This is a genomic window from Planococcus halotolerans (genome assembly GCF_003289955.1).
Taxonomy (GTDB): domain Bacteria; phylum Bacillota; class Bacilli; order Bacillales_A; family Planococcaceae; genus Planococcus; species Planococcus halotolerans.
In genome coordinates, this window is record NZ_QLZR01000005.1 from 122,668 (window position 1) to 146,020 (window position 23,353).

Consider the following 23,353-nt stretch of genomic DNA (forward strand, 5'->3'; position numbering starts at 1 on the left):
GGGGCAAAGAGATGAAAACCAGTGAAGTGAAAGCGATCATCACAGGCGGAGCATCGGGTCTTGGCGAGGCAACCGTCCGCCGTATTGTGGAAAAAGGCGGGAAAGCGGCGATTTTTGATCTGAATTCCGAAAAAGCGGCGAAACTTATCGAAGAACTCGGCGAAGATTCGGTCTGGTATGCGGAAACGGACGTGACGGATGCTGCTCAAGTGGAGCAGCAAACCACCGCTGTCATTGAGCGGTTCGGTTCCGTAAATCTTGTTGTCAATTGCGCGGGAGTCGGGACGCCGGGCAAAGTCGTTTCAAAAGGAGAGCCTCAACCTCTCGAGCAATTCGAAAAAGTGATTCGCATTAATCTGATCGGCAGTTTCAATGTATTGCGCGTTGCGGCAGCAGCCATGCAAAGGAATGAACCGAATGATAACGGGGAACGCGGTGTCATCATTTCAACTGCTTCAGTGGCGGCCTATGAAGGGCAGATCGGCCAGGCAGCCTACAGCGCCTCAAAAGGCGGCATTGTCTCCATGACTTTGCCGATTGCGCGGGAATTTGCGCGCGATGGCATACGGGTTATGGCCATTGCACCGGGGCTTATGAAGACGCCGATGTTCGATGGTTTGCCGGAAGCGGCAATCGCATCGCTTGAATCGGCGGTTCCATTCCCGGCGCGTCTTGGGCGGCCGGATGAATACGCACAATTGGTGGAGAGCATTGTAGAGAATCCGATGTTGAACGGTGAAACAATCAGGCTGGACGGAGCAATCCGGATGCAGCCGAAATAGGGGGATGAACTGATGGGCAAATATCGTTTTGAAGAAGATGAACATGTCATGTTCCGTAAGTCGCTGCGGAAATTTCTTGAAAAAGAAGCGGTGCCGCAATATGAACAATGGGAGCAGGACCGCCTGATTCCAAAATCATTCTGGAAGAAACTCGGGGACATGGGCTTTTTATGTCCGCAGGTGGATGAGCAATACGGCGGCCTCGGGCTTGATTTTCGTTACGCCGTCATCATCGGGGAAGAAATGGAGCGCGTTGGCGCCAGTCTCACTGGTGTGGGGCTGCACAACGATATAACAGTGCCGTATATCGAATCCTACGGCAATGAAGAGCAGAAACAGCGCTGGCTGCCGGGCTGTATTTCCGGTGACTACATCACGGCTATCGCGATGACGGAACCGGGAGCGGGATCTGACCTTGCGAATATCTCCACAACGGCCGTCCGGGACGGAGATAATTATGTCGTCAATGGCCAAAAAACGTTCATCACCAATGGCATCAATTCGACGCATGTGGTCGTTGTCGTTAAAACCGATACAAAAGTGGAACCGAAGCACCGGGGGATATCCTTACTGATGATTGAAGAAGGGATGCCAGGCTTTACAAAAGGGCGCAAACTGGATAAAGTCGGCCTTCATGCGCAGGATACTTCCGAATTGTATTTTGAGGATTGTGTCGTACCGGTTTCCAATCTGATTGGTGAAGAAAACAAAGGCTTTACATATTTGATGGAAAAACTTCAGCAGGAGCGTCTGGTGGTGGCGATGGCCGCTCAAACGGCTTCGGAAGATATGCTGGAAATGACGGTCGATTATGTGAAATCGAGACAGGCATTCGGCAAGCCGATCAGCGCTTTCCAGAATACCCAGTTTAAATTGGTTGAAATGGCGACCGAAGTGGAACTGGGGCATTCATTCCTCGAATCGCTGATCGAAGAGCATATGGCAGGCAAGGATATCGTTTCCAAAGTGTCGATGGCCAAATATTGGCTGACGGATACCGCGAAAAAAATCTCGGGCGAGTGCATGCAATTGCACGGGGGCTACGGGTACATGGAAGAATACAAAATCGCCCGCCGCTACCGCGATATTCCGGTGGCAGCGATATATGCCGGATCCAATGAAATCATGAAAACGATTGTTGCGAAGCGAATGGGTCTGTGAACCTTAAGCTTGACAGAATAAACAAAATAATTTAATGTAAACTTCAACTTGTTGGTAGAATGGCAAGTCTATTTGAGAGAAGAGCCCAGAGAAGATGAGAATAGCAGAGAGCAAAATCGAGGATTGAGACGAGTAGGCAGTGGATTCCATAATAGAGAGTCAGCGGCTGGTGGAAGCTGATTGGGGAAACTGCGCGAATGGACTTAGGAGAGCTGGCCTGAAAATGGAAATGAGTAAGGCAGACGTATGCCCTGCGTTAAAGGGAAAGGCGAAAAGCCTGTTTGAGTGAGTGCAGAAATGCATTAATGCGTGGTGGTACCGCGGTTTTTTTAACCCGTCCCCGCAACCGGATATATTTCCGGTTGCGGGGATTTTTGTATTTCAAAAGAGCTGAGGAGAGATGAAGATGAGAAGAGCAGAGAGTTTAAGTGAGCATAGAATGTACAGCAAATCAATGGAGATATTGGACGGCCGAATGACAGACCGGGAGATTAAGGAATTTCTTGTGGCGTTGCATTCCAAAGGGGAAACAGCTGATGAGATGGTGGGCCTGGTAAAGGCGATGCGCTCAAAAGCAGTGAGTTTGCCGGAAACGAGCGGGATGTTGATTGATGTATGCGGCACAGGCGGCGACCGTTCATTCAGCTTTAATATCAGCACGCTGGCAGCTTTTGTTCTGGCGGGCTGCGGCATGAAAGTCGCGAAACACGGAAACCGCAGTGTTTCGAGCAAGACCGGCAGCGCAGATGTGCTGGAGGAACTGGGGATCCTTACAACAGCTGCCCCGGCAACTATTCCGGAATTGATTGAAAAGACGGGCATTGCGTTTTTATTTGCGCCCGCTATTCATCCTGCACTTGGGAAATTGCGGGAAGTACGGAAGAGCATTGCGACGCCGACCATATTCAATCTGGTCGGGCCACTCGCCAATCCGTTGCCGATTGAAGTGCAGATGACCGGCGTTTACCGCCGGGATATGCTGGAGCCGATGGCAGATGCATTGATGAGACTCGGCAGAAAACGCGGTGTGATGGTCCACGGAGCAGGCGGGATGGACGAGCTTTCTCTCGCGGGAACCAATGAATTATTGTTTTTTGATGAAAATGGCAAGAAGCTGGTTGAGTTCCATCCGGAAGAAGCAGGCTTGACGCTGGCGCCAGTCGAGGCAATCAGAGGCGGGGATGCCAAGCGCAATGCCGCAATTTTTATGGAAGTGCTGGAAGGACGCGACAGTGCTTATCTGGATACAGTAGCACTGAATGCAGGAGCTGCACTTTTTGCGAGCGGCAATGCCGGGACGATTGCGGAGGGTGTTCACGCAGCAAGAAAATCCATCCTTTCCGGAGAAACGGGCAGTGTATTCGAAGCACACCGGCAGGCAGTGGGGGTGCTGGTATGAATATACTGGATGAAATTATTGCGGCAAAACGTGAAGAGGTAAAAAACTATTCATCTGCTGAGCAGGTTGAAGGAGATGCGTTTCCACAGAAATCCCGATTGGCCGAGCGCTTGAGAAAAGGACCTGGTGTCGTCGCGGAGATTAAACGGGCTTCACCGTCAAAAGGCGACATCCGGCTGGATGTTGATGTGGCGGCGCAGGCGAAAATTTATGAACAGGCAGGAGCAGCGGCAATTTCTGTCTTAACGGATAATTCCTATTTCAAGGGTTCAATTGAGGATTTGGAAAATGTGGCGCAGCTTGTTTCGGTGCCGGTGCTTTGCAAAGATTTTATTGTAGATGAAATTCAGATAGACCGGGCGAAAGGTGCCGGTGCGACCATCATTCTGTTGATTGTTGCGGCACTTGGACAAGAAGAACTCGAGCGCCTGTTTTCATACGCGCAGGCACAAGGGCTGGAAGTGCTCGTTGAAGTGCACGACCCCGCTGAACTTCAGGTTGCGGTGGATTTGGGCGCAGAATTGATCGGCGTCAATAACCGGAATTTGAAAACTTTCGAAGTCTCGCTCCAGCAGACGGCGAAAATTGCCGAACATTTTCCAGCAGACAGCAACTCGCTGCTGATCAGTGAGAGCGGCATCTTTACTGAAAATGATGCAGCGTTTGCCTTCGGTAAAGGGGCTGCTGGAATTCTGGTTGGCGAAGCGCTGATGCGTTCGGAAGATGCCGGCGCATGGATCACAGCAGTTACGTTACCGGGGGTGAAGAAATGACGAAAGTGAAAATATGCGGCCTTCAGGAGCTGGAACATGTACGGGCTGCATCCACAGCTGATGCGGCGGGATTCGTCTTTGCGCCGAGCCGGCGCAGAATTTCCATTGAACAGGCTGCCGCTTTGGCTGCAGAACTTCCCGAATCAGTAGAAAAAATAGGTGTTTTTGTAAATGCCGGGCTGGATGAAGTGCTGGAAGCGGTTCAAAAGGTCCCGTTGTCGATGGTGCAGCTGCACGGGGATGAAACGGACGATTTTATCCGCAGTATTCCAGTAAAAGTTGTACAGGCGTTTTCGGTCCGTGACATTGAAGATGTAAAAAAACTTGAACGATCGATAGCGGATTTTGTACTGGTCGATGCACCTGGAATCGATTTTCGCGGAGGCAGTGGCAGAACCTTTGATTGGAGCTTGCTGGGCGGAGCATCGATCGATCCGGAAAGACTTATTGTGGCGGGTGGGCTGGACGCCGTAAATGTCGGCCAGGCAATCAATTCTCTGGCACCGTATATGGTCGATGTTTCAAGCGGAGTCGAAACCGAAGGGAATAAAGATGCGGACAAAATAAAAATTTTCATAAAAACTGTAAAGGGTGATTCGATGCAGCAAACAACGGGAACCGTTAAAGAAACAGGATTTTTCGGACGTTTCGGGGGCCAATTTGTGCCGGAGACATTGATGAAAGCTGTGAAAGAATTGGAAGCGGCTTATACGGAAGCAAAAGATGATGCTGATTTCCAGGCGGATTATCATAAGTATCTAAAAGAATATGTCGGCCGTGAGCAGCCGCTTACTTATGCGGCAAGGTTGACGGAAGCTTGGGGCGGGCCGAAAGTTTATTTGAAGCGGGAAGACCTCAATCATACGGGTGCCCATAAAATCAATAACGCAATCGGACAGGCGTTGCTGGCGATCAGAATGGGCAAACGCAAGATTGTAGCGGAAACAGGCGCCGGCCAGCATGGTGTGGCGACTGCGACGATCTGCGCGCTGCTCGACTTGGAATGTGTCGTTTTCATGGGAGAAGAAGATATCAGACGACAGCAATTAAACGTATTCCGGATGAAGCTTCTCGGGGCGAAAGTGGAAAGCGTGACAAAAGGCAGCGCCACATTAAAAGATGCGGTCAATGAAGCGTTGCGCTACTGGGTGACGAATGTGGAAGATACTCATTACCTCATCGGTTCTGCGCTTGGGCCTCATCCGTTCCCGACAATGGTCCGCGATTTCCAAAGTGTGATCGGACGTGAGACGCGTGAGCAGATTCTCGACAAAGAAGGGCGCTTGCCGGATGTAATCCTGGCTTGTGTCGGCGGAGGATCGAATGCGATCGGCATGTTCCATCCATTTGTAGAAGATGAATCCGTCCGGCTCATCGGAGTTGAAGCGGCGGGTGAAGGAGTCGACACGGCCAGACATGCGGCAACACTGACAAAAGGGACGGAAGGCGTGCTGCACGGAGCTTACATGAAACTTCTGCAGGATGAAAACGGTCAGGTTCAGGAAGCGCATTCGATTTCTGCAGGACTGGATTATCCGGGTGTAGGTCCCGAGCATGTCCATTTGGAAGACATCGGCCGGGTTGAATATAAAGCGGTGACGGATGAAGAAGCGCTGGCTTCGGTCATCAAATTATCGCGGCTCGAAGGCATCATTCCTGCGCTGGAATCGGCGCACGCCGTGGCGGAAGCAGAAAAAACAGCCGCCGCAATGGGATCGGACGAAATATTGATCATCTGCGTTTCCGGACGTGGCGATAAGGACATGGCGACCTATGCGGAAAAATTGGAGGGACTGGCATGAAGCGCTTGGAAAATTTAAAGGATAGCGGAGATAAGGCATTTGTAGCTTATATAATGGCAGGTGATGGAGGGCTGGACAAGCTGCGCGGCCAAGTGGAATATTTACAGGCAACGGGCGTGACGGCAATTGAAATCGGCATTCCTTTTTCCGATCCGGTCGCAGATGGACCGGTTATCGAAGAAGCGGGCAATCGTGCGCTCGCTGAAGGTGTCACACTTAATAAGGTTTTACTTGAAATGAAGAACTGGGATTTCGATCTAAAAATCCCATTGATCGTTATGACTTATTTGAATCCGGTCATCCGGTACGGAGCGGAGCGTTTCGCGGAATCATGCAGGGAAGCGGGAGTGTCCGCTGTCATCATTCCGGATTTGCCGTTTGAACATCAGCAGCTGGTCGAGCCTTATTTGAAAAAGACCGGTATCACGCTGATTCAGCTCGTTACACTGACCACTACGGAAAACAGGCTTGAGGACATTTTGGGAGCGGCCGAAGGATTTGTTTATGCCGTGACGGTAACCGGCATCACCGGTGTGCGCGATGAATTGACGCAGGAAGTGAAAGAATTCATGAAAACGGTTCGCTCCAAGAGCCCGGTGCCGGTTTACGCGGGCTTCGGCATATCCAGGTTGGAACATATTGAACTGCTGCGGGAGGATGTCGATGGATTTATCGTAGGGTCGGCAATCGTAAAAGCTTTTCACGACAATAAAATCGAAAATATTGAACCTCTCATCCATGCAGTGACCCAGCGTAACCCGGTATAATGGAGGCCGGAGGGATGTATGATGTTCAAACCAGTCACAGCTGATTTTTTTGATGCGCCTACTCTCGATTTGTCTCGAAACCTGCTGGGGCAGCTTCTTGTACACGAACTGCCGGAAGGGATCGTAGCCGGAAGAATCGTCGAGACGGAAGCCTATATGGGGGCGGAAGACCGGGCGGCGCACAGCTTCGGCAACCGGCGCACCAAACGGACGGAAATCATGTTCGGCAAAGCCGGCCTTGTCTATACTTATCAAATGCATACCCATACGCTGATCAATGTTGTCAGCGGACCCATCGATACGCCGCGCGCCATTCTGATCCGGGCGGTGGAGCCGGTCGAAGGAATTGATTTGATGGCGGAACTGCGTGGTCGCCATCTGCCGATCAAGCAGTGGACAAGCGGGCCGGGCAAACTGACAAAAGCGATGGGAATCACAATGGATTATTATGGCCACCGTTTTACCGAGCGGCCATTGTATATTGCGGAAGGGGATCCGGTGCATGCAGTTTCAGTCGGTCCGAGAGTCGGCATCGGCAATTCGCAGGAAGCTGTCCACTATCCTTACCGGTTTTGGGAGCAGGACAATCCTTACGTATCAAAATTCCGCTGAACTCCATGTTTAGTAATTTCTCTGTGTGGAATAATAAGGGAGAGTATTAAACAAAAGGAGTGAAAGATAGTGGCGAAAATTGCAACGCTAATAACTGATATGTTTGAGGATGTAGAATATACCGACCCATCGAAAGCATTCAACGATGCAGGTCACGAAGTTTTCACGATTGAAAAAGAAGCTGGCAAGGAAGTGAAAGGCAAGCAGGGTGAAGCTGTCGTGTCGATTGACAAAGGCATTGACGACGCAAATCCGGAAGATTACGATGCTCTATTCCTTCCTGGCGGATTCTCGCCTGACCAATTGCGTGCGGATGACCGTTTCGTAAGCTTTACGAAAGCATTCATGGATGCAAAAAAACCGGTATTCGCAATCTGCCACGGCCCGCAATTGCTGATTTCAGCAAAAGCGCTCGAAGGCCGCAAAGCGACAGGTTATAAATCGATCCAAACAGACATGGAATACGCTGGTGCCAAACTGGTGGATGAAGAAGTGGCTGTCTGCCAGGACCAATTGGTGACAAGCCGTCAGCCGGATGATATCCCGGCATTCAACCGTGAGTCATTGCGCGTACTGGAACAATATTCAGCAAAATAATAATTTAAGCAAAGAAACCCCGTCAGCTTCGGCTGCCGGGGTTATTTTCATGGAGAAACATCTTCCAATCGCCCCTTGAATAAATAAGCAATCACTTATATAATGAATGGCGGAACTCTTGAAAGAAGGTGAATGGTTTGGATTACGTATATATGGAATCCTATTTGAAGGCAATCAGCGACCATAACCGGATGCTGATCCTAAAGTATTTATCGAAGGATTCACTTTGCATATGTGAATTTACGGAATTGCTGGATATGACACAGCCGGCGGTGAGCCAGCATATGCGGAAATTAAAAATAGCTGAATTGGTGACAGAGGAAAAGCGGGGGCGCTGGACGATTTGGTCGCTTAATGTGCGGCATGCGCTTTACCCAATGCTGATCCATTTGCTTAGCCTGTTGCCGGAACCGGAGATTACGGTGGAATCTCTGGAAGCAGAAGGAAAAAGAGTAGTTTGTGAATAAGGAGTTGTTCGAATAGTGGAAGTTGGATTAGCCAGTTTTATTTTTATTGTCACATTGATTTTTGTTATCTGGCAGCCGCGCGGGTTGTCGATCGGTTGGTCAGCGATTGCGGGAGCTGCGGTAGCGTTATTATTTGGAGTGGTTGACTTCGGTGATGTCTGGGATGTAACCGGCATCGTGTGGAATGCGACATTGACGTTTGTCGCTTTGATCATCATTTCCCTCATTCTTGATGAAATCGGATTTTTCGAATGGGCAGCGTTACATATGGCTCGCTTGGCTAAAGGCAGCGGGCTTCGGATGTTCTTTCTTGTAACTGTACTTGGCGCTATCGTGGCAGCGCTTTTCGCCAATGACGGAGCGGCGCTGATTTTGACGCCAATCGTCCTTGCCATGGTGAGAGCATTGAACTTCAAAGATGCAATGATTCTGCCGTTTATCATGGCTTCCGGGTTTATTGCGGATACGGCATCCTTGCCGTTTGTCATCAGTAATTTGGTGAACATCGTTTCAGCGGACTTTTTCAATATCGGATTTACTGAATACGCGATCCACATGGTTGTGCCAAACTTGTTCAGTATCCTTGCCAGCATGCTTGTCCTTTACCTTTATTTCCGTAAGGATATTCCCAAGGAATTTGATGCCGGTGTATTGAAAACTCCGGCATCTGCCATCAAGGATCTGAAGATGTTCCGTCTGTCATGGGTGGTTCTGGCGGTGCTGTTGGTCGGCTATTTCATGAGTGAAACTTTGGATATTCCGGTATCGTTCATCGCGGGAACAGTCGCCATCATTTTCCTGGCGATTGCACGCAGAAGCGAAGCGGTTGAGACAATGACTGTGCTGAAGGGTGCACCTTGGGCGATCGTCTTCTTCTCAATCGGTATGTATGTAGTGGTTTATGGCCTGCGCAATGTCGGTTTGACTTCGGTATTGGCTACTGCAATCGAGTGGACTGCGGGGCACGGATTATATGCAGCGACAATCGGCATGGGCTTTATCGCGGCGATTCTTTCGTCTGTCATGAATAATATGCCGACCGTTATGATCGATGCACTGGCCATCGCTGAAACCGATACGACAGGCGTCGTGCGGGAAGCGCTGATCTATGCCAATGTTATCGGTTCAGATCTCGGTCCGAAAATCACACCGATCGGATCACTTGCCACATTATTATGGCTGCACGTTTTGAAATTGAAAGGCGTCACCATCAGTTGGGGTTATTATTTCAAAATCGGGATCATCCTGACGATTCCGACCCTTTTCATCACTTTGACCGGCTTGTACCTGTGGCTGATAATTTTAAACTAATGCAATAAAAGAGGTTCGCCTGTTAAGGTGAGCCTCTTTTTGGTCTTTTGACGGAGTTGGGAATAAAAGCGAATTCGGTTAACTTCATAAAAGATCGCTAATCAAAAACAATAAAAAACAGGCACCCTTTGAAGAAGGTGCCCGCTTTACATTGTCCAGACTCCAGCGGCCCAGCTCTTCGGGTCATAAGCCACTTTGGCTGTGCGACTGGAAAGACACCGCTTCGCCAAATCGTCTTATGCCTTTCAGAGCTAAACGGGCGCTTTCGCTTTTCTTTTGTTTAATCCAAAAATTTAGCCATATAGATTTCATCGTAATACTTGCCGTTAATAATCATGGAGTCCTGACGGATGCCTTCGGATACATAACCGGCTTTTTCAAATAGTTTTCTGCCTGGCTTGTCATTTTCAACTACAGTCAACTCAAGTCGGCTGATGTTTTTCGAAGCCGCCCATTCTTCGCCTTTTTGCAGAAGCTTAGTGGCAATGCCTTTACGGCGGGCATCAGCTTGGACACCTACGCAAATTTCGGCACGATGTGCAGCACGCTTCGCCGCGTTGCCGACGATTGTCAGAAAGCCGACGTGTTCGCCGTTCAATATTGCGATAAAGATGGTCGAATGGCCGCTTTGGCGCCACTCGATAATTTGTTTCCGTACTTTTTGGGTAGACTGTATCCGTTCGTCTTTTCCGTACAGCATAAAATCGGATTCAGCTTCAACTGTTTTCATCAAAGCGGCAAGAGACCGGGCATCACCATGTTCAGCGTTGCGGATCAGCAGGATGTCTTCATCGCCGTTGCCATTCTTGGCGTTATCCCCGTTGGAAGAATCAATTCTTTCAAATACGACATAACGATTCGTCTCCACTTCACTGACAAAATAACCAGCATCCATCCAGGCATGAAAGTGCTTGGCGGGGGCTTTGGTTTTTTTCCACCAGCTTCTATTCAAATAAGCAGCGTTTGGCAATTGCTGGCCCATAATCTGTTCGATTTCATTGAAGCTGAGTTTAATTCTCGCATTAGTGGCAGAGGAAAAGTAATTTGCTAAAGGAATGTATTTCTTTTCCAGAATTATAGTCAATATTTTCACTTCCCTTCACGAATTTATGGATTAATTGTATTAATTATACCATTAGTACTATTAGTAAGTATATTGATTTGTCCCTTAATACTAAAAAAACTCTATTCAGAATATATTAATTTCAAATATAGAGATATTTTACTTTAAAAATCCATTTATACTATTAAAATTAACAATTAAAAGTAATTAAGTAATAAAAAAGGCGTAGACATATAATACTATAAAATTTGAATTTGCACTATGTTTTTTCAAATTGTTTTTTCTGGTTTCCCAAAGGGGATTAAAACTTGAATGATTTCCTTTTACTTCAGCGCAGAAAGTTCAGCTGTACGGACAGTTATGGTAGAATTACACAGAAACCAACATTGATCAGGAGGCATAAAAATGTCAAAAGTTTTTGTATTAGGCCATAAAAATCCGGACACGGATTCAATTTGTTCAGCTCTTTCCTATGCATATCTCAAGAAAGAAACTGGAATGGAAGCAGAAGCCATCCGCCTTGGCGAGATGAATAACGAAACAATTTTCGCCCTGAAAGAGTTCGGCTTTGAGGCACCACGTCTTGTGAAGCGCGTTTCAGAAGAAGCTTCCCAGGTAATTCTCGTCGACCATAACGAGCGCCAGCAAAGTGCTGATGACATCGACGAGGTACAGGTAATTGAAGTAATCGACCATCACCGGATCGCAAATTTCGAAACAACAGATCCGTTGTTCTTCCGCGCTGAGCCTGTTGGCTGCACCACAACGATCCTGTTGAAACTTTATAAGGAAAACGGCGTAGAAATACCTGCCAATATCGCAGGGTTGATGCTGTCAGCCATTATTTCCGATTCACTGTTATTCAAATCGCCTACATGCACAGAACAAGATATCCGTGCTGCACGTGAACTGGCTGAAATCGCCGGTGTTGATGTCGATGCATATGGTTTGGCCATGCTGAAAGCAGGGGCGGATCTAAGCAATAAAACCCTTGAAGACTTGATTTCCCTCGATTCGAAGGAATTTGAAGCAGGGGATCACCGTTTTGAAGTCGCTCAGGTAAATGCGATTGATGTATCTGAAGTTCTGGATCGCCAGGAGGACCTTGAAGTGCTGATGAATCAGCAAGTCACCAACAAAGGACTCGACCTTTTTGTGTTCGTCGTGACGGATATTCTGAACAATAATTCAGAAGCGATTGTTCTTGGGAGAAGATCCAATATTATAGAAGGTGCGTTTAAATCGAGCGTAGTTGATAACCGTGTACTTCTTCCGGGTATCGTTTCACGCAAAAAACAAATCGTACCGGTCATTACTGAAGCATTAAGCTGATTCCCTGCGGGGAGTCAGTTTTTTTATTGGGGTAAGAAATTGTAACTTTTTGTCTATGAAGGTTTTTGGGGGGAGGGTGTTTCTTGGCCAGACTCCGGCGGCCCAGATTCTCGGGTCATAAGCCACTTTGGCTATGCCGCAAAGACCGCCGCTTCGCCAAATCGTCTTATGTCTTTCGAATCTTAACGGACGCCTCCGCTTTTCTAGTGTCTAGACTCCAACGGCCAACTCCTCGGACTTAAGCTGCCCTTCCTGTGCGGCAAAAAACGCCGCTTCGGAAGTTCATCAAAAACCAAATGCTCCTGTCTCTGCATCGTTGTCGCTAGCTTCGAGACATGAAGGTACGTTGCAGCGCTTTGCGCTTCGTCGCAAAGAGATATCCCAAATTACATTTGGTCTATCTCTTGCCTGTCGGAGCTGAACGGCCGTTTCCGCTTTTCTAGTGTCCAGACTCCGGCGGCCCAGCTCTTCGGGTCATAAGCCAGACCAACTGCGTGGCGGAGCGCCACTACGCTGGTCCGTCTTATGCCTGTCAGAGCTTAACAGGCGCCGTCGCTTTTCTATTCCATAAGCAGAATGATTGAGCACTGCATTTAAGCTTGATATAGTAAAGGGCGAGGTGAACAATGATGTTGAAAATCGAAATTTGGTCGGATTATGTGTGCCCGTTTTGTTACATAGGCAAACGCACACTTGAACAGGCACTTTTAAAAACAGGCTTTAATAATCAGGCCGAAGTCACTTTCAAGGCATACCAACTGGATCCGGCAACTCCTGTGGATTCCAATATTTCAGTATATGAAAGTTTGGCTGCGAAGTTCGGCCAATCTATAGAAGAGGCAAAAGAAATGACGAAGGATGTAGCGTCCCATGCAGAACAGGTCGGGCTCCACTACGACTTTGACAATATGGTTCAGGCGAACACACTGGCTGCGCATCGCCTGGCAAAATGGGCAGAAACCAAAGGCCGGGAAGCGGTTCTAACCGAACAGCTGCTGAACGCATATTTCCTGGAAGCCGAGCATATCGGCAAGCACGATGTGTTATTGGATCACGCAGAAAAAGTGGGGCTGCCGCGCAATGAAGCGAAAATCGTTCTGGATTCTGATGACTACTTGTCTGAAGTGGAGCAGGACATTGCGGAAGCGGGGCAATTGGGTGTTCAAGGAGTTCCCTTTTTCGTCATCAACCGGAAATACGCCATTTCGGGTGCTCAACCTTTGGATGCTTTCGTCGATTCCATCAAACAAATTGCAGACGAAGAAGGTTTGCGTCCAGCTTTGAAACCGTTGGGAAGTAAAGAAACAAGCTATTGCACTGGAGATTCCTGTTCATCTGAATGAGACTCTCGAGCAACTTAATTGACTGGATTCCATTAATTAATTAGAATTAAGAAGTCTTTAATTTGAGATAAAAATTATTTAGAAATAAAGGAGTTTTGTTTTTCATGAACGTTTTAGTAGTAAAAGCCAATAACCGTCCCGCATCAGAGGGCGTTTCAAGTAGAATGTACGATGTATTTATGGATAATATAGGTTCTGACGTGAACGTGAAAACGTTCGACGTGTTCAAAGAAGATATGCCGTATTTCGGGCAGGATTTCTTCGATGCTATGCAGAAATCTGCACAAGCTGAAGAATTGAATGATATCGAGCAGCGCATTTTGACAGCTGCGAACAAAGCGATGGACGCTTTCCTTGATGCTGATATTGTGGTATTCGCATTCCCGTTATGGAATAAAACAATTCCAGCGCCATTGCAAACTTTCATCGATTATATCTACCGTGCTGGTGTGACATTTAAGTATACGGAAGAAGGTCCACAAGGCCTTGTACCGGAAAAGAAAGTCATCATCTTGAATGCCCGCGGCGGAGTATACTCAACTCCTGAGATGGCGCCGAGTGAAATGAGCGTTAACTACGTGCGCATGATCATGAACTTCTTCGGCATCGAAGATATTGAAGAAGTGATTATCGAAGGCCACAATATGTATCCTGACAAAGCGCAGGAAATCGTTGAAGACGGCATGAAACACGTCGAAGAAATGGCTCAGTCACTTGAAAAAGTGAGAGTCTAATAGAATGAAACCCAACCCGGAAGCGCAAATGCGTTTCCGGGTTTTTCTTTGCGCTTAATTTTCAGACGGAAGGGTACATAGGAAGTAAATGAAATAATTAGGAGGTATCATGCGGCGATGAAGAATGAAAACACAAACATTCCAGAATCGAAAGAATCCTATTGGCGCGAATTTAAAGACATACCGAATTATCCGCAGCTGCAAAAGAACGAGTCAACGGAAGTTGGGGTTGTTGGAGGTGGCATAGCCGGTATCATCAGTGCTTATTTATTGGCGAAAGCAGGGAAAAAAGTGACCTTGATCGATGCCGGGAAACTGATTGACGGCGTAACTGGCTACACTACGGCAAAAATCTCGGCACAGCATGGGCTGTTTTATTTCCCGTTGATCAAGATGTCCGGAGAGGTGGACGCGAAGAGGTATTACGATGCTAATATGGAAGGCTTGGAATTTATCAAAAACACAGCCGAAGAGCTCGGTATCGACTGTGATTTCGAACATCAGGATGCTTTTGTCTACGCCAATACGGCAATTGGGGCAAAACTGATCGAACAGGAAGCGGAGGCGTACCAGCAGCTCGGCATTCCAGGAGGTTTGGCGAAGGATGAAGTGGAATTGCCGTTTGCCGTGAAAGAAGCGATCGTAATGCGCAACCAGGCGCAATTCCATCCGGTGAAATTCCTGGCAGGGCTTGTAAAGGAATTTGAAAAACTTGGGGGCACAATCTATGAGCAAACACGCGCCCAGAAAATTCTCAGCAAAAAGAATCCAGTGATTCAAACTGAAAACATGTCCCATTTGTCCTGTGAAAAAGTGATAGTAGCCACACATTATCCCTTTAATGACGCAGACGGCATGTATTTCGCAAGAATGTCGATTTCACGTTCCTATATAGTGGCTGCCAAAGTGAAAGGTGAAATCCCAAAACATATGTATATCAGTACGGATATGCCGATGCGTTCTTTACGTTACGCGACAAATGACAACGGCGATCCTCTTTTGCTCATTGGCGGGGAAAGTCACGGTGTCGGCAAGCACAAAAGTGAAACAATTGAGAATTACGAAAAGCTGGCGGAATGGGGAGACGAACATTTTGGTGTGGAAGACATCCCGTACCGCTGGTCAGCTCAGGACCAGTCGACACTCGATAAAATTCCGTACATCGGCACAAGCACTGTCGGCTACGAGAATATCCTGGTTGCAACAGGTTTCCGGAAATGGGGGATGGCACATGGAGCCCTCGCGGGAATGCTTTTGAGTGACCAGGTTCTTGGCAATGAAAACCGCTACGCGTCTCTTTACGATCCAACCCGTACGAAGATGACGGCGGTCGACATGGCAAGTTTCGTGAAAGATAATGCATCCGTGGCCAAGGAATTGGTCAAAGGCAAATTGAAAAAACCGATGAAAACTCCAGATTCACTGGAAAAAGGAGAAGGTGCAAGCGTTAATACGGCTAAAGGGGCGGGCGGCGGCTACCGCGATGAATACGGTCAGCTTCACCTGGTCGATACCACCTGTACGCATATGGGCTGTGAAACGAAATGGAACGATGCGGAACGTTCATGGGACTGCCCGTGCCACGGTTCGCGCTTCTCTTATACCGGCGAGGTGCTGGAAGGCCCGGCCGTCAAACCGCTGAAGCGGATTGAAGAGTAATTATATAAAAGAACTGCAGAGTTTTCTGCAGTTCTTTTTCAGCTCTAATGGAACTGATAACTTCTGAAATTATTTCGCTTTAGAAAAGAACTTTATTTGAAAAGCAACGCAGCAATGCAACGTACTCTCATGTTTCAAAGATAGTGAAGTGATACAGATATAGGAACACATTTTTGTTCTTCTCCATTCTGAAGCTACGTTCTTCTATTGAATAGAATTGAAGTAGCTACTTACTAAATTTATATGTCTTAAAGTTACTCTTTATAGAAAACAAACTGAGATATGGAGCAAAACAGCGCAGACTCCCAGGTGAGCAAGCGAAGTGCTGAGATCCACTCGGGCGAAGAGAAACGAGCACGAGTTAGCTCAGCACGAGCCACCAGGAAAGCGAAGCTGTTTTGCGGAATATCGGTTTAATTTTACTTTCCCAATAAAAAAGGAGCCGCAGATTCACTGCAGCTCCTTTTTATAAATATAAAATTAAGCTGGGTTAGCTTGTAATTCCAACGTAATTTTGATGTCTTCGCCGACAAGTACGCCGCCTGTTTCAAGCGTCTGGTTCCAAGTAAGGCCGAAATCTTTGCGGTTTACTTTGCCTTCGCCGCTGAACGCTACAACTTCTACGCCCCATGGGTTAACGCCTTTGCCGCCATATTCCACTTCGAAAGTAGCTGGGCGAGTAACACCTTTCATCGTCAAGTCGCCAGTCAATTCATATTCCTCATCGTTCTTTTTAACGATTTCGTTTGCATTGAATGTGATATGCGGATGTTGCTCAGCATCGAAGAAATCTGCTGAACGCAAGTGGTTATCGCGGTCTTCGTTGTTTGTATTGATGCTTGCCACGTCTACTTTGAAATCGATCAAGGCACCTTGAAGATCCGTTTCGTCAGCTTCTACTGTCGCATCATATGAAGCGAAAGAGCCTTTTACTTTTGATACCATCATGTGTTTTACAGAAAATCCGATTTCTGAATGTGCTGCGTCTACTGTCCATTTTTTCATAGGTGAATTCCTCCAATATTTTTATATCTATCCAAACTATAGAGCAATAAAACTATGATGTCAATATAATTTAATTAATTATTCTCGAATTCGAGATAAATATTTCATTGGACTTTTGAACGTAACTTATCATAAAAGCTTGTCAAATGGGTAATAAAATCGGATACTATTAGAAGTTAAACGTTTAGAAGGGATTTGCTTGGAATGACGAAAGAAAGATGGTTATCAGACCTTCGCCGATTTGTGGCGGACAGCCACGTGAAAATCGACGAGCCGCTACATCTCCATACATTGACAAGAATGGGCGGACCGGCTGATATTTTTGTATCACCGACAACTGAAGATGAAACTGCTTATACAGTGAAATATGCTTATGAAAATAATATTCCTCTATTATTATTGGGGAATGGCTCCAATATGGTCGTACGCGATGGAGGCGTAAGAGGCATTGTGTTAAACCTGAAAAGCCTCAACGAAATCCGTATCGATGGGCTGAATGTATATGCCCAGGGCGGCGCCAATATCAAGGAAGTTTCAAAAGTCGCTGCTTCCAATACATTGACAGGCTTCGAATTTGCCTGTGGAATTCCCGGCTCTGTCGGCGGTGCGATGGCGATGAATGCAGGTGCATATGGCGGCGAGATAAAAGATATCATCGTACAGGCGACTGTGTTGACCAGTACTGGCGAAAAACTGGTCCTGTCCAAAGAAGAACTGGAATTGGATTATCGCAAGAGTGTTATCACGAAAAAAGGTTATTACGTTCTTTCAGCTGAGTTTGGGCTTGAAAAAGGCGATCAGAATGTCATCGATGCAAAAATGACAGATCTGACTTATCAGCGTGAATCCAAACAGCCGCTTGAGTTTCCTTCTGCAGGCAGTGTGTTCAAGCGTCCGCCGGGCAATTTTGCCGGCAAGTTGATCCAGGAGAGCGGATTGCAGGGCAAAGGATTCGGCGGGGCAGAAGTTTCGACCAAACATGCAGGGTTTATTGTCAATAAAAACAATGCGACTGCCAACGATTATATCCAGACGATTGAAATGGTGAAGTCGGCAGTTCGTGAAAAATTCGGCATCGATTTGGAACTTGAAGTGAAAATCGTCGGCGACGATACAGTGTAAACGAATGGCGGGAGCCCCTTTCTCAGGGGCTCCCGTTTTTTTAATGGACCAAAATCATGCTATAATTGAATAGTAAAAAATCGTGGGAGCTGATGGTGATAGACTATACAATTAACGGAATCATCCTTATCTGCGGCGCTTTCCTGTTAATGGGAGTGCTGATGACAAAAGTTTCAGCACGTGCTGGAGTTCCTTCCCTCGTTCTCTTCATGATCATCGGAATGATCCTCGGTAGTGATATTTCCGGACTTATCTATTTCTCCAATGCTGAAGTGGCACAATTGGTTGGTGTAGTTGCCTTGATCATCATTCTGTTTGAAGGTGGACTGCAGACACAATGGAAAAATATACGCCCTGTTCTTGGCGGTTCTTTGGTACTGGCCACACTTGGCGTTCTAATAACAACTGCGGTAGTGGCGGTTGCTGCCTATTTCGTTTTGGGCATTTCTGTTCTTGAAGCCCTGCTGCTCGGCTCAATCGTCGGTTCGACCGATGCGGCTGCCGTTTTCTCGGTTCTTGCGGGACAAAACATCAAAGGGCGGATTTCTTCCACACTGGAAGCGGAATCCGGTACCAACGACCCGATGGCGATGTTCCTTACAATCGCTTTTATCCAATTGATCCTGACTCCGGAATCCTCCGTCTTTACGATGCTCGGCAGTTTTGTGCTGCAAATGGGAGTTGGTGCAATATTTGGAGTGGCACTGGGGTTGCTCGCTTCGTGGACCATCAACCGGATCAAACTGAATGCTTCAGGCTTATATGCCGTATTATCTGTCGGTTTTGCTATTTTCATCTATAGTTTTACTGCAATTCTGGGCGGCAGCGGCCTGTTGGCAGTTTATCTGGCGGCACTCGTCATCGGCACGCGCGACTTGACGCACAGTTACTCGATCATCAGTTTCAATGAAGGCCTTGCATGGCTTATGCAAATCCTGATGTTTGTGATTCTTGGACTCCTGGTTTTCCCAAGCCAGTTGGCTGATTGGGACTTGATCTGGAGAGGACTCATCCTGTCGCTGGTGCTTATCTTTATCGCACGGCCGATTGCCGTATTCGTATCGACAATTTTCTTCGATTACTCGTTGAATGAAAAACTGTTCATGTCCTGGGCTGGATTGCGCGGGGCCGTACCGATCGTATTGGCGACATTCCCCATGCTCGCTAACCTCGATAACAGTTTCCTGTTCTTTAATATCGTGTTCTTTATCGTTTTGACTTCGGCTTTGCTGCAAGGTTCAACAATTCCATTCTTTGCGAATAAATTGAAGTTGAACGGCCGGCCATCGCCTAAGCGCATCCACTCACTCGAATTGGTGTCGATGGATAAAGCGAATGCGGAAATGCTGGAAGTTGAATTGACGAGCAAGTCACCGTTTGCCGGCCAGCTGGTACAGACGATCGGCCTGCCTAAACAGACGCTGATCAGTGCAATCATCCGATCCGGCCGTCTGGTCATGCCGACCGGAACAACGAAACTTAAAGTTGGAGACGTACTCTATGTCCTGACAGAGAAAAAACAAGTATCCAAAGTGAAAATGGTTCTTGGTGAAGAGGACATTGTAAACTAGCCCGCAAATTTGCGGGCTTTTCTTTTTTTAAAGGAATATTCAGGAATTTAGTCGAATAAAATAAGAAATGGAAAAGGGGGAGAAAGTGGAGATGGATAAAAAGCTGAAAAAAAGAAAATGGCTCAAATGGTTGTTGGGAACGCTGGGAGTACTGCTTGCAGTGGCCATTATAGGGCTTATTTATGTTAACGCTTACATAGGGAAATCGAAACCGGTGATCAATGGGGAACTTGACGTCTCCATATTGGATGAAGATGTTACCGTTGTCCGCGATGATATCGGCGTGCCGCATATAGAAGCGCAATCGGATGCAGACCTTTACCGTGCGCAAGGCTATGTCGTGGCACAGGACCGCTTGTTCCAGATGGATTTGTCGCGGCGCCAGGCAAGTGGGCGGCTGGCTGAGGCAGTTGGAGCAGCGGCTCTCGATACGGATAAGTTTTTCCGCACCTTCAGTTTGCGCGATGCCGCTGAAAAATCCTGGGAAGGCTACGACGAAGAGTCGAAGCAAGTGCTGGAATGGTTTGCAGAAGGAGTCAACGCTTTTATAGACGAAGCTAAGGAAGAAGATACTCTGAGTTATGAATTCAGTTTGCTTGGCTACGAGCCGGAAGAGTGGACACCGGTCGATTCACTGGCCATCGGAAAATTCATGGCCTACGATCTTGGGGGCAACTGGTCTTCGCTTGCCGTAAGACACTGGGCGCTTGGTGAATTCCCTGAAGCAAAAGCCAAGGAATTGTTTATCGAGTATCCGGAAGATGCACCGTCGATTATCGAAGCTAATATCAACAGCCAAGTAAAAGTGGCTGGTGAATTCGATGCATCCGTTGTGCCGAATGAATTCAACGGCAGCAATAACTGGGTCGTTTCTGGTGATAAGACGGAAAGCGGCATGCCGATTCTTTCAGATGATCCGCACCTCGGATTGAGTACGCCGTCAATCTGGTATCAGATGCACCTCCAGTCACCGGAACAGAACGTCAGCGGTGTCATATTTGCCGGAGTGCCGGGTATTATTCTTGGACACAATGAAGATGTCGCCTGGGGTGTTACCAATGTCGGTCCCGATGTCCAGGATCTCTATATCGAAACGCCGCACCCCGATGATCCGACTCAATTCCGTTACGAAGGCGAATGGGAACAAGCTGAAGTAAGAGAAGAGCCGATCAAAGTGAAAGACGGCGAAACAGTGGATTTTGAAGTGGTCGTGACGCGTCATGGTCCAATCATTTCGGATTTGCTCTATGAAGAAGAAGATCCGGAAGCGCTATTCTCTATGCAATGGACTGCGCTCGAGCCGACGCTCGAATTGCAGGCAGTACTCGGATTCAATAAAGCATCGAATTGGGAAGACTTTGAAACGGCGCTAGAAGATTTCCAGGCTCCTGCACAAAACTTCGTCTTCGCGGCAACCGATGGCACAATTGCCTATAAAGCGAACGGCCGCATTCCAATCCGTAAAACAGGTGATGGACAGTTGCCTGTGCCCGGGGATTCTGCAGACTATGGCTGGGAAGGCTATGTGCCATTCAACGAATTGCCGACGGTCGTAAATCCCGAAAGCGGTTTTATTGCCACAGCGAATAATGAAGTGGTCGACGAATCCTATGAATACCATATAACTGATTTCTGGGCTCAGCCTTATCGCTACAAACGGATAGCGGAGGTGCTGGAGGCGTCGGATGAGTTGACGCCGGAAGATATGATGGAGCTGCAGATGGATAAGAAAAATCTTTACGCTGATGAATTTCTGGCAGATATGATCGACACGGTCAGAGCAGAAAGTGATGAGTACGATGAAGCGCTGGCGCTGCTTGCCAATTGGGATCAATTCGATCATGCAGACCAGGCAGCGCCGCTCGTTTTCCATAAATGGATGAAGCAGCTGCCTCATACATTGCTAGAAGACAGCTTCCCGGAGGATGTCTATGACTTGATGCCGGGCAAAAATCACATTACTGATGCGATGATGCGCGACTCGTTTGCCGGCAATGACGGAACGTGGGTCAGTGAATACGGCGGCGTCGGAAAATGGCTGACAGATGCACTGGAAACGAGTTTAACGGAAATTGAAGATGAGTTTGGCGGAGACCCGGAAGATTGGAATTGGGGAGAATACCATGAACTGACATTCCCGCATCCGCTGGCTGGGGCATCTCCGATTTTCGAGAGCATCCTGAACCCGGATCCTGTGCCGCTTGGCGGTTCGAATATCACCGTTCAGGCAGCTGCGTTTGATAAAGAAGGAAATGTTGACCACGGAGCAGCATGGCGTTTCGTTGCAGACCTTTCGGATTTGTCGAGTGCTTACCATATTGTTGGACCGGGGCTCAGCGGACATATGAAATCGGATTTCTTCCATAACCAGGTAGATAAATGGGCTGAAGGCAATTACCACGAGACCCCAATAGATGGTTCAGCAGAAGGGTCAACCTTAACACTGAAAGCTGAGTAAGTTATAATGAGGAAAAAAGATGTGGGGCGTTAGATTTGAAAAGGATGTTGGCAGTAGGATTCGGAGGGATGGCGGGCTCGTTGCTGCGTGCCTGGATATACGCAGCGGTTCCGGGAACTGTCAGTCTCTGGGTCATTAATATCATCGGCAGTTTCCTGATCGGCTTCGCAGTCATGAAGCTCAGCGGAAAATCCGCTGAACTTCGGCTGTTCATCTCGACCGGATTGCTGGGCTCGTTCACGACTTTTTCAGCCTTCTCGAACGATTGGTTTCGTGCACTTGAGTCATCTGCAGCAGCGGGAATAGTTTATGGCCTCGCAATGACGGTTGCGGCAGTAGCTGCAGCAGCTGCAGGATTATGGCTTGGCAGGAAGGGTGTGAAGGAATGAGCCTGATTGAAATTGCACTTGGCGGATTCCTTGGTGCCATGGCCCGCTACCTGTTTTACCTGGTTGCAGAAAGCCGGTGGCGGCAGCCGAAAATTGCCACCTTATTGGTGAACATTATCGGATCATTTGTGATAGGTGCGTTTGTCGGAAGCGGCAATTTATCCGTTTTTTGGCTGACCGGGTTTCTTGGTGCATTTACAACTTTCTCTACAATGTCGCTTGATGCTGTAAAGGACTTTGAAGATGGCAAGTGGCTCGATGGGATTTCTTATCTGGCCGCAAATCTTGTCGGCGGATTGGGTTTGTTCGCTGCGGCGTATATGATTTTTTAAAAAAACTGGAAACAAGGTGACAATCGCCTTGTTTCCAGCTTTTTTTGTGTACCGAACAGGCACTTTCGCTTTTCTTTGTCCAGACTCCAACGGCCAACTCCTCGAGTCATAAGCCCCTCTGGCTAGGCGGCTGAGAACATGCCGCTACGCCAGCGTGTCTTATGCTTGTCGGAGCTGAGCGGCCGTTTCCGCTTTTCTCTATTTAACAATAATAACCGGCGCACGCACTCGTTTTGCCACTTTATGGCTGACACTGCCGAGGACCATTTCCTGAAAGGCATTGAGGCCGCGGCTGCCGATAAAAATGACATCATAATCATTTTCATTGGCGTGCTTTATAATTGTCGGTCCGGGTGTACCATGAAGGGTCGTGGTTTCAAAAGGTACACCGGCCGCGCTGAAAATCTCTTCAAGCGGCAGAAGCAGTTGCCGGCGGTAATGATGAAGTTCTTCGCTGAGCTTGTCGTTCAGCACTTCGGCTCGGGCTTTTTCATAATCGACCACATAAAGCAAAGTTACAACGGCATCTTTGAACATCTTAGCCATTTTCAGTGCTTCAGCTGCGGCCCGTTTTGAGTGTTCCGAACCATCCGCTGCCAAAAGTATTTTCTGGTACATCTCCATTCCCCCTCCAACTGAAAATCTTATGGTATTTATTCGACAATAAACGGTGC

General features: G+C 47.7%; 22 protein-coding genes and 1 other annotated feature. Of the genes, 19 read left to right on the forward strand and 3 right to left on the reverse strand.

Annotation, left to right across the window (positions count from 1 at the left end):
* Positions 1 to 11 precede the first annotated feature (11 nt).
* From DP120_RS12985 to DP120_RS13030, 10 genes are all read left to right on the forward strand, one after another.
* The gene (locus DP120_RS12985) at positions 12 to 782 is read left to right on the forward strand and encodes a 3-hydroxyacyl-CoA dehydrogenase (protein ID WP_112224106.1); all 771 of its coding nucleotides are present in this window, start codon (positions 12 to 14) and stop codon (positions 780 to 782) included.
* A 12-nt stretch (positions 783 to 794) separates the two neighbouring features.
* Positions 795 to 1,943: an acyl-CoA dehydrogenase family protein gene (locus DP120_RS12990; protein ID WP_112224107.1), complete on the forward strand. Its 1,149-nt coding sequence runs from the start codon at positions 795 to 797 to the stop codon at positions 1,941 to 1,943.
* A gap of 110 nt (positions 1,944 to 2,053) precedes the next feature.
* Positions 2,054 to 2,288, forward strand: a binding site (T-box leader).
* Positions 2,289 to 2,349: 61 nt separating this feature from the next.
* Positions 2,350 to 3,342, forward strand: coding sequence for an anthranilate phosphoribosyltransferase (trpD, locus tag DP120_RS12995; RefSeq protein ID WP_112224108.1), 993 nt, complete (start codon positions 2,350 to 2,352; stop codon positions 3,340 to 3,342).
* Positions 3,339 to 4,115, forward strand: a complete 777-nt coding sequence (gene trpC / locus DP120_RS13000; RefSeq protein ID WP_112224109.1) for an indole-3-glycerol phosphate synthase TrpC — start codon at positions 3,339 to 3,341, stop codon at positions 4,113 to 4,115. The genes trpD and trpC overlap by 4 nt, the downstream gene beginning before the upstream one ends.
* On the forward strand, positions 4,112 to 5,917 hold the full coding sequence (trpB, locus tag DP120_RS13005) for a tryptophan synthase subunit beta (RefSeq protein ID WP_112224110.1): 1,806 nt from the start codon (positions 4,112 to 4,114) through the stop codon (positions 5,915 to 5,917). The genes trpC and trpB overlap by 4 nt, the downstream gene beginning before the upstream one ends.
* Positions 5,914 to 6,684, forward strand: a complete 771-nt coding sequence (gene trpA / locus DP120_RS13010) for a tryptophan synthase subunit alpha (RefSeq protein WP_112224111.1) — start codon at positions 5,914 to 5,916, stop codon at positions 6,682 to 6,684. The genes trpB and trpA overlap by 4 nt, the downstream gene beginning before the upstream one ends.
* A gap of 21 nt (positions 6,685 to 6,705) precedes the next feature.
* Entirely contained in the window at positions 6,706 to 7,296 is a 591-nt protein-coding gene (locus tag DP120_RS13015; protein ID WP_112224112.1) for a DNA-3-methyladenine glycosylase, read from the forward strand.
* Positions 7,297 to 7,365: 69 nt separating this feature from the next.
* Complete coding sequence (locus tag DP120_RS13020) at positions 7,366 to 7,893, forward strand: type 1 glutamine amidotransferase domain-containing protein (protein ID WP_112224113.1); 528 nt, start codon at positions 7,366 to 7,368, stop codon at positions 7,891 to 7,893.
* Between the two features lie 137 nt (positions 7,894 to 8,030).
* Entirely contained in the window at positions 8,031 to 8,360 is a 330-nt protein-coding gene (locus DP120_RS13025) for an ArsR/SmtB family transcription factor (RefSeq protein ID WP_112224114.1), read from the forward strand.
* 15 nt (positions 8,361 to 8,375) lie between these two features.
* A complete protein-coding gene (locus tag DP120_RS13030; protein ID WP_420812441.1) occupies positions 8,376 to 9,671 on the forward strand; it encodes an arsenic transporter in 1,296 nt (431 codons plus the stop codon).
* Positions 9,672 to 9,951: 280 nt separating this feature from the next.
* Here the strand turns inward: DP120_RS13030 and DP120_RS13035 are convergent, their stop codons facing one another.
* Positions 9,952 to 10,764: a GNAT family N-acetyltransferase gene (locus tag DP120_RS13035; RefSeq protein ID WP_233785973.1), complete on the reverse strand. Its 813-nt coding sequence runs from the start codon at positions 10,762 to 10,764 to the stop codon at positions 9,952 to 9,954.
* A 375-nt stretch (positions 10,765 to 11,139) separates the two neighbouring features.
* On the opposite strand from DP120_RS13035, the gene DP120_RS13040 reads away from it, so the two are divergent.
* The 4 genes from DP120_RS13040 to DP120_RS13055 all read left to right on the forward strand — a co-directional run bounded on the left by DP120_RS13040 (position 11,140) and on the right by DP120_RS13055 (position 15,802).
* On the forward strand, positions 11,140 to 12,066 hold the full coding sequence (locus DP120_RS13040; protein ID WP_112224117.1) for a manganese-dependent inorganic pyrophosphatase: 927 nt from the start codon (positions 11,140 to 11,142) through the stop codon (positions 12,064 to 12,066).
* Positions 12,067 to 12,698: 632 nt separating this feature from the next.
* A complete protein-coding gene (locus DP120_RS13045) occupies positions 12,699 to 13,409 on the forward strand; it encodes a DsbA family oxidoreductase (RefSeq protein WP_112224177.1) in 711 nt (236 codons plus the stop codon).
* A 104-nt stretch (positions 13,410 to 13,513) separates the two neighbouring features.
* Positions 13,514 to 14,143, forward strand: coding sequence for an FMN-dependent NADH-azoreductase (locus DP120_RS13050; protein ID WP_112224118.1), 630 nt, complete (start codon positions 13,514 to 13,516; stop codon positions 14,141 to 14,143).
* A 117-nt stretch (positions 14,144 to 14,260) separates the two neighbouring features.
* A complete protein-coding gene (locus DP120_RS13055; RefSeq protein WP_112224119.1) occupies positions 14,261 to 15,802 on the forward strand; it encodes an FAD-dependent oxidoreductase in 1,542 nt (513 codons plus the stop codon).
* 480 nt (positions 15,803 to 16,282) lie between these two features.
* On the opposite strand, the gene DP120_RS13060 is transcribed toward DP120_RS13055, so the two are convergent.
* Positions 16,283 to 16,807, reverse strand: a complete 525-nt coding sequence (locus DP120_RS13060; RefSeq protein ID WP_112224120.1) for a YceI family protein — start codon at positions 16,805 to 16,807, stop codon at positions 16,283 to 16,285.
* 204 nt (positions 16,808 to 17,011) lie between these two features.
* Here DP120_RS13060 and murB point away from each other — a divergent pair, with 204 nt between their 5' ends.
* From murB to DP120_RS13085, 5 genes are all read left to right on the forward strand, one after another.
* A complete protein-coding gene (murB, locus tag DP120_RS13065) occupies positions 17,012 to 17,929 on the forward strand; it encodes a UDP-N-acetylmuramate dehydrogenase (protein ID WP_112224121.1) in 918 nt (305 codons plus the stop codon).
* A 92-nt stretch (positions 17,930 to 18,021) separates the two neighbouring features.
* Entirely contained in the window at positions 18,022 to 19,500 is a 1,479-nt protein-coding gene (locus tag DP120_RS13070; protein ID WP_112224122.1) for a potassium/proton antiporter, read from the forward strand.
* 91 nt (positions 19,501 to 19,591) lie between these two features.
* Positions 19,592 to 21,958, forward strand: coding sequence for a penicillin acylase family protein (locus DP120_RS13075; RefSeq protein ID WP_112224123.1), 2,367 nt, complete (start codon positions 19,592 to 19,594; stop codon positions 21,956 to 21,958).
* 44 nt (positions 21,959 to 22,002) lie between these two features.
* Positions 22,003 to 22,347, forward strand: coding sequence for a fluoride efflux transporter FluC (locus tag DP120_RS13080; RefSeq protein ID WP_233786172.1), 345 nt, complete (start codon positions 22,003 to 22,005; stop codon positions 22,345 to 22,347).
* Entirely contained in the window at positions 22,317 to 22,679 is a 363-nt protein-coding gene (locus tag DP120_RS13085) for a fluoride efflux transporter FluC (RefSeq protein ID WP_240612018.1), read from the forward strand. Before DP120_RS13080 ends, DP120_RS13085 begins: the two co-directional genes overlap by 31 nt.
* Positions 22,680 to 22,877: 198 nt before the next feature.
* On the opposite strand, the gene DP120_RS13090 is transcribed toward DP120_RS13085, so the two are convergent.
* A complete protein-coding gene (locus DP120_RS13090) occupies positions 22,878 to 23,297 on the reverse strand; it encodes a universal stress protein (RefSeq protein ID WP_112224125.1) in 420 nt (139 codons plus the stop codon).
* Positions 23,298 to 23,353: the final 56 nt, after the last annotated feature.

Excerpts from the sequence above, each read along its gene's own strand:
- DP120_RS13080 (WP_233786172.1), top strand. The coding sequence starts at position 22,003 with ATGTTGGCAGTAGGATTCGGAGGGATGGCGGGCTCGTTGCTGCGTGCC.
- DP120_RS13070 (WP_112224122.1), top strand. The coding sequence starts at position 18,022 with ATGGTGATAGACTATACAATTAACGGAATCATCCTTATCTGCGGCGCT.
- trpA (WP_112224111.1), top strand. The coding sequence starts at position 5,914 with ATGAAGCGCTTGGAAAATTTAAAGGATAGCGGAGATAAGGCATTTGTA.
- DP120_RS13055 (WP_112224119.1), top strand. The coding sequence starts at position 14,261 with ATGAAGAATGAAAACACAAACATTCCAGAATCGAAAGAATCCTATTGG.
- DP120_RS12990 (WP_112224107.1), top strand. The coding sequence starts at position 795 with ATGGGCAAATATCGTTTTGAAGAAGATGAACATGTCATGTTCCGTAAG.
- DP120_RS13040 (WP_112224117.1), top strand. The coding sequence starts at position 11,140 with ATGTCAAAAGTTTTTGTATTAGGCCATAAAAATCCGGACACGGATTCA.
- murB (WP_112224121.1), top strand. The coding sequence starts at position 17,012 with ATGACGAAAGAAAGATGGTTATCAGACCTTCGCCGATTTGTGGCGGAC.
- trpB (WP_112224110.1), top strand. The coding sequence starts at position 4,112 with ATGACGAAAGTGAAAATATGCGGCCTTCAGGAGCTGGAACATGTACGG.
- DP120_RS12985 (WP_112224106.1), top strand. The coding sequence starts at position 12 with ATGAAAACCAGTGAAGTGAAAGCGATCATCACAGGCGGAGCATCGGGT.
- DP120_RS13050 (WP_112224118.1), top strand. The coding sequence starts at position 13,514 with ATGAACGTTTTAGTAGTAAAAGCCAATAACCGTCCCGCATCAGAGGGC.
- DP120_RS13090 (WP_112224125.1), bottom strand. The coding sequence starts at position 23,297 with ATGTACCAGAAAATACTTTTGGCAGCGGATGGTTCGGAACACTCAAAA.
- trpC (WP_112224109.1), top strand. The coding sequence starts at position 3,339 with ATGAATATACTGGATGAAATTATTGCGGCAAAACGTGAAGAGGTAAAA.
- DP120_RS13060 (WP_112224120.1), bottom strand. The coding sequence starts at position 16,807 with ATGAAAAAATGGACAGTAGACGCAGCACATTCAGAAATCGGATTTTCT.
- DP120_RS13085 (WP_240612018.1), top strand. The coding sequence starts at position 22,317 with ATGGCTTGGCAGGAAGGGTGTGAAGGAATGAGCCTGATTGAAATTGCA.
- DP120_RS13015 (WP_112224112.1), top strand. The coding sequence starts at position 6,706 with ATGTTCAAACCAGTCACAGCTGATTTTTTTGATGCGCCTACTCTCGAT.
- trpD (WP_112224108.1), top strand. The coding sequence starts at position 2,350 with ATGAGAAGAGCAGAGAGTTTAAGTGAGCATAGAATGTACAGCAAATCA.
- DP120_RS13075 (WP_112224123.1), top strand. The coding sequence starts at position 19,592 with ATGGATAAAAAGCTGAAAAAAAGAAAATGGCTCAAATGGTTGTTGGGA.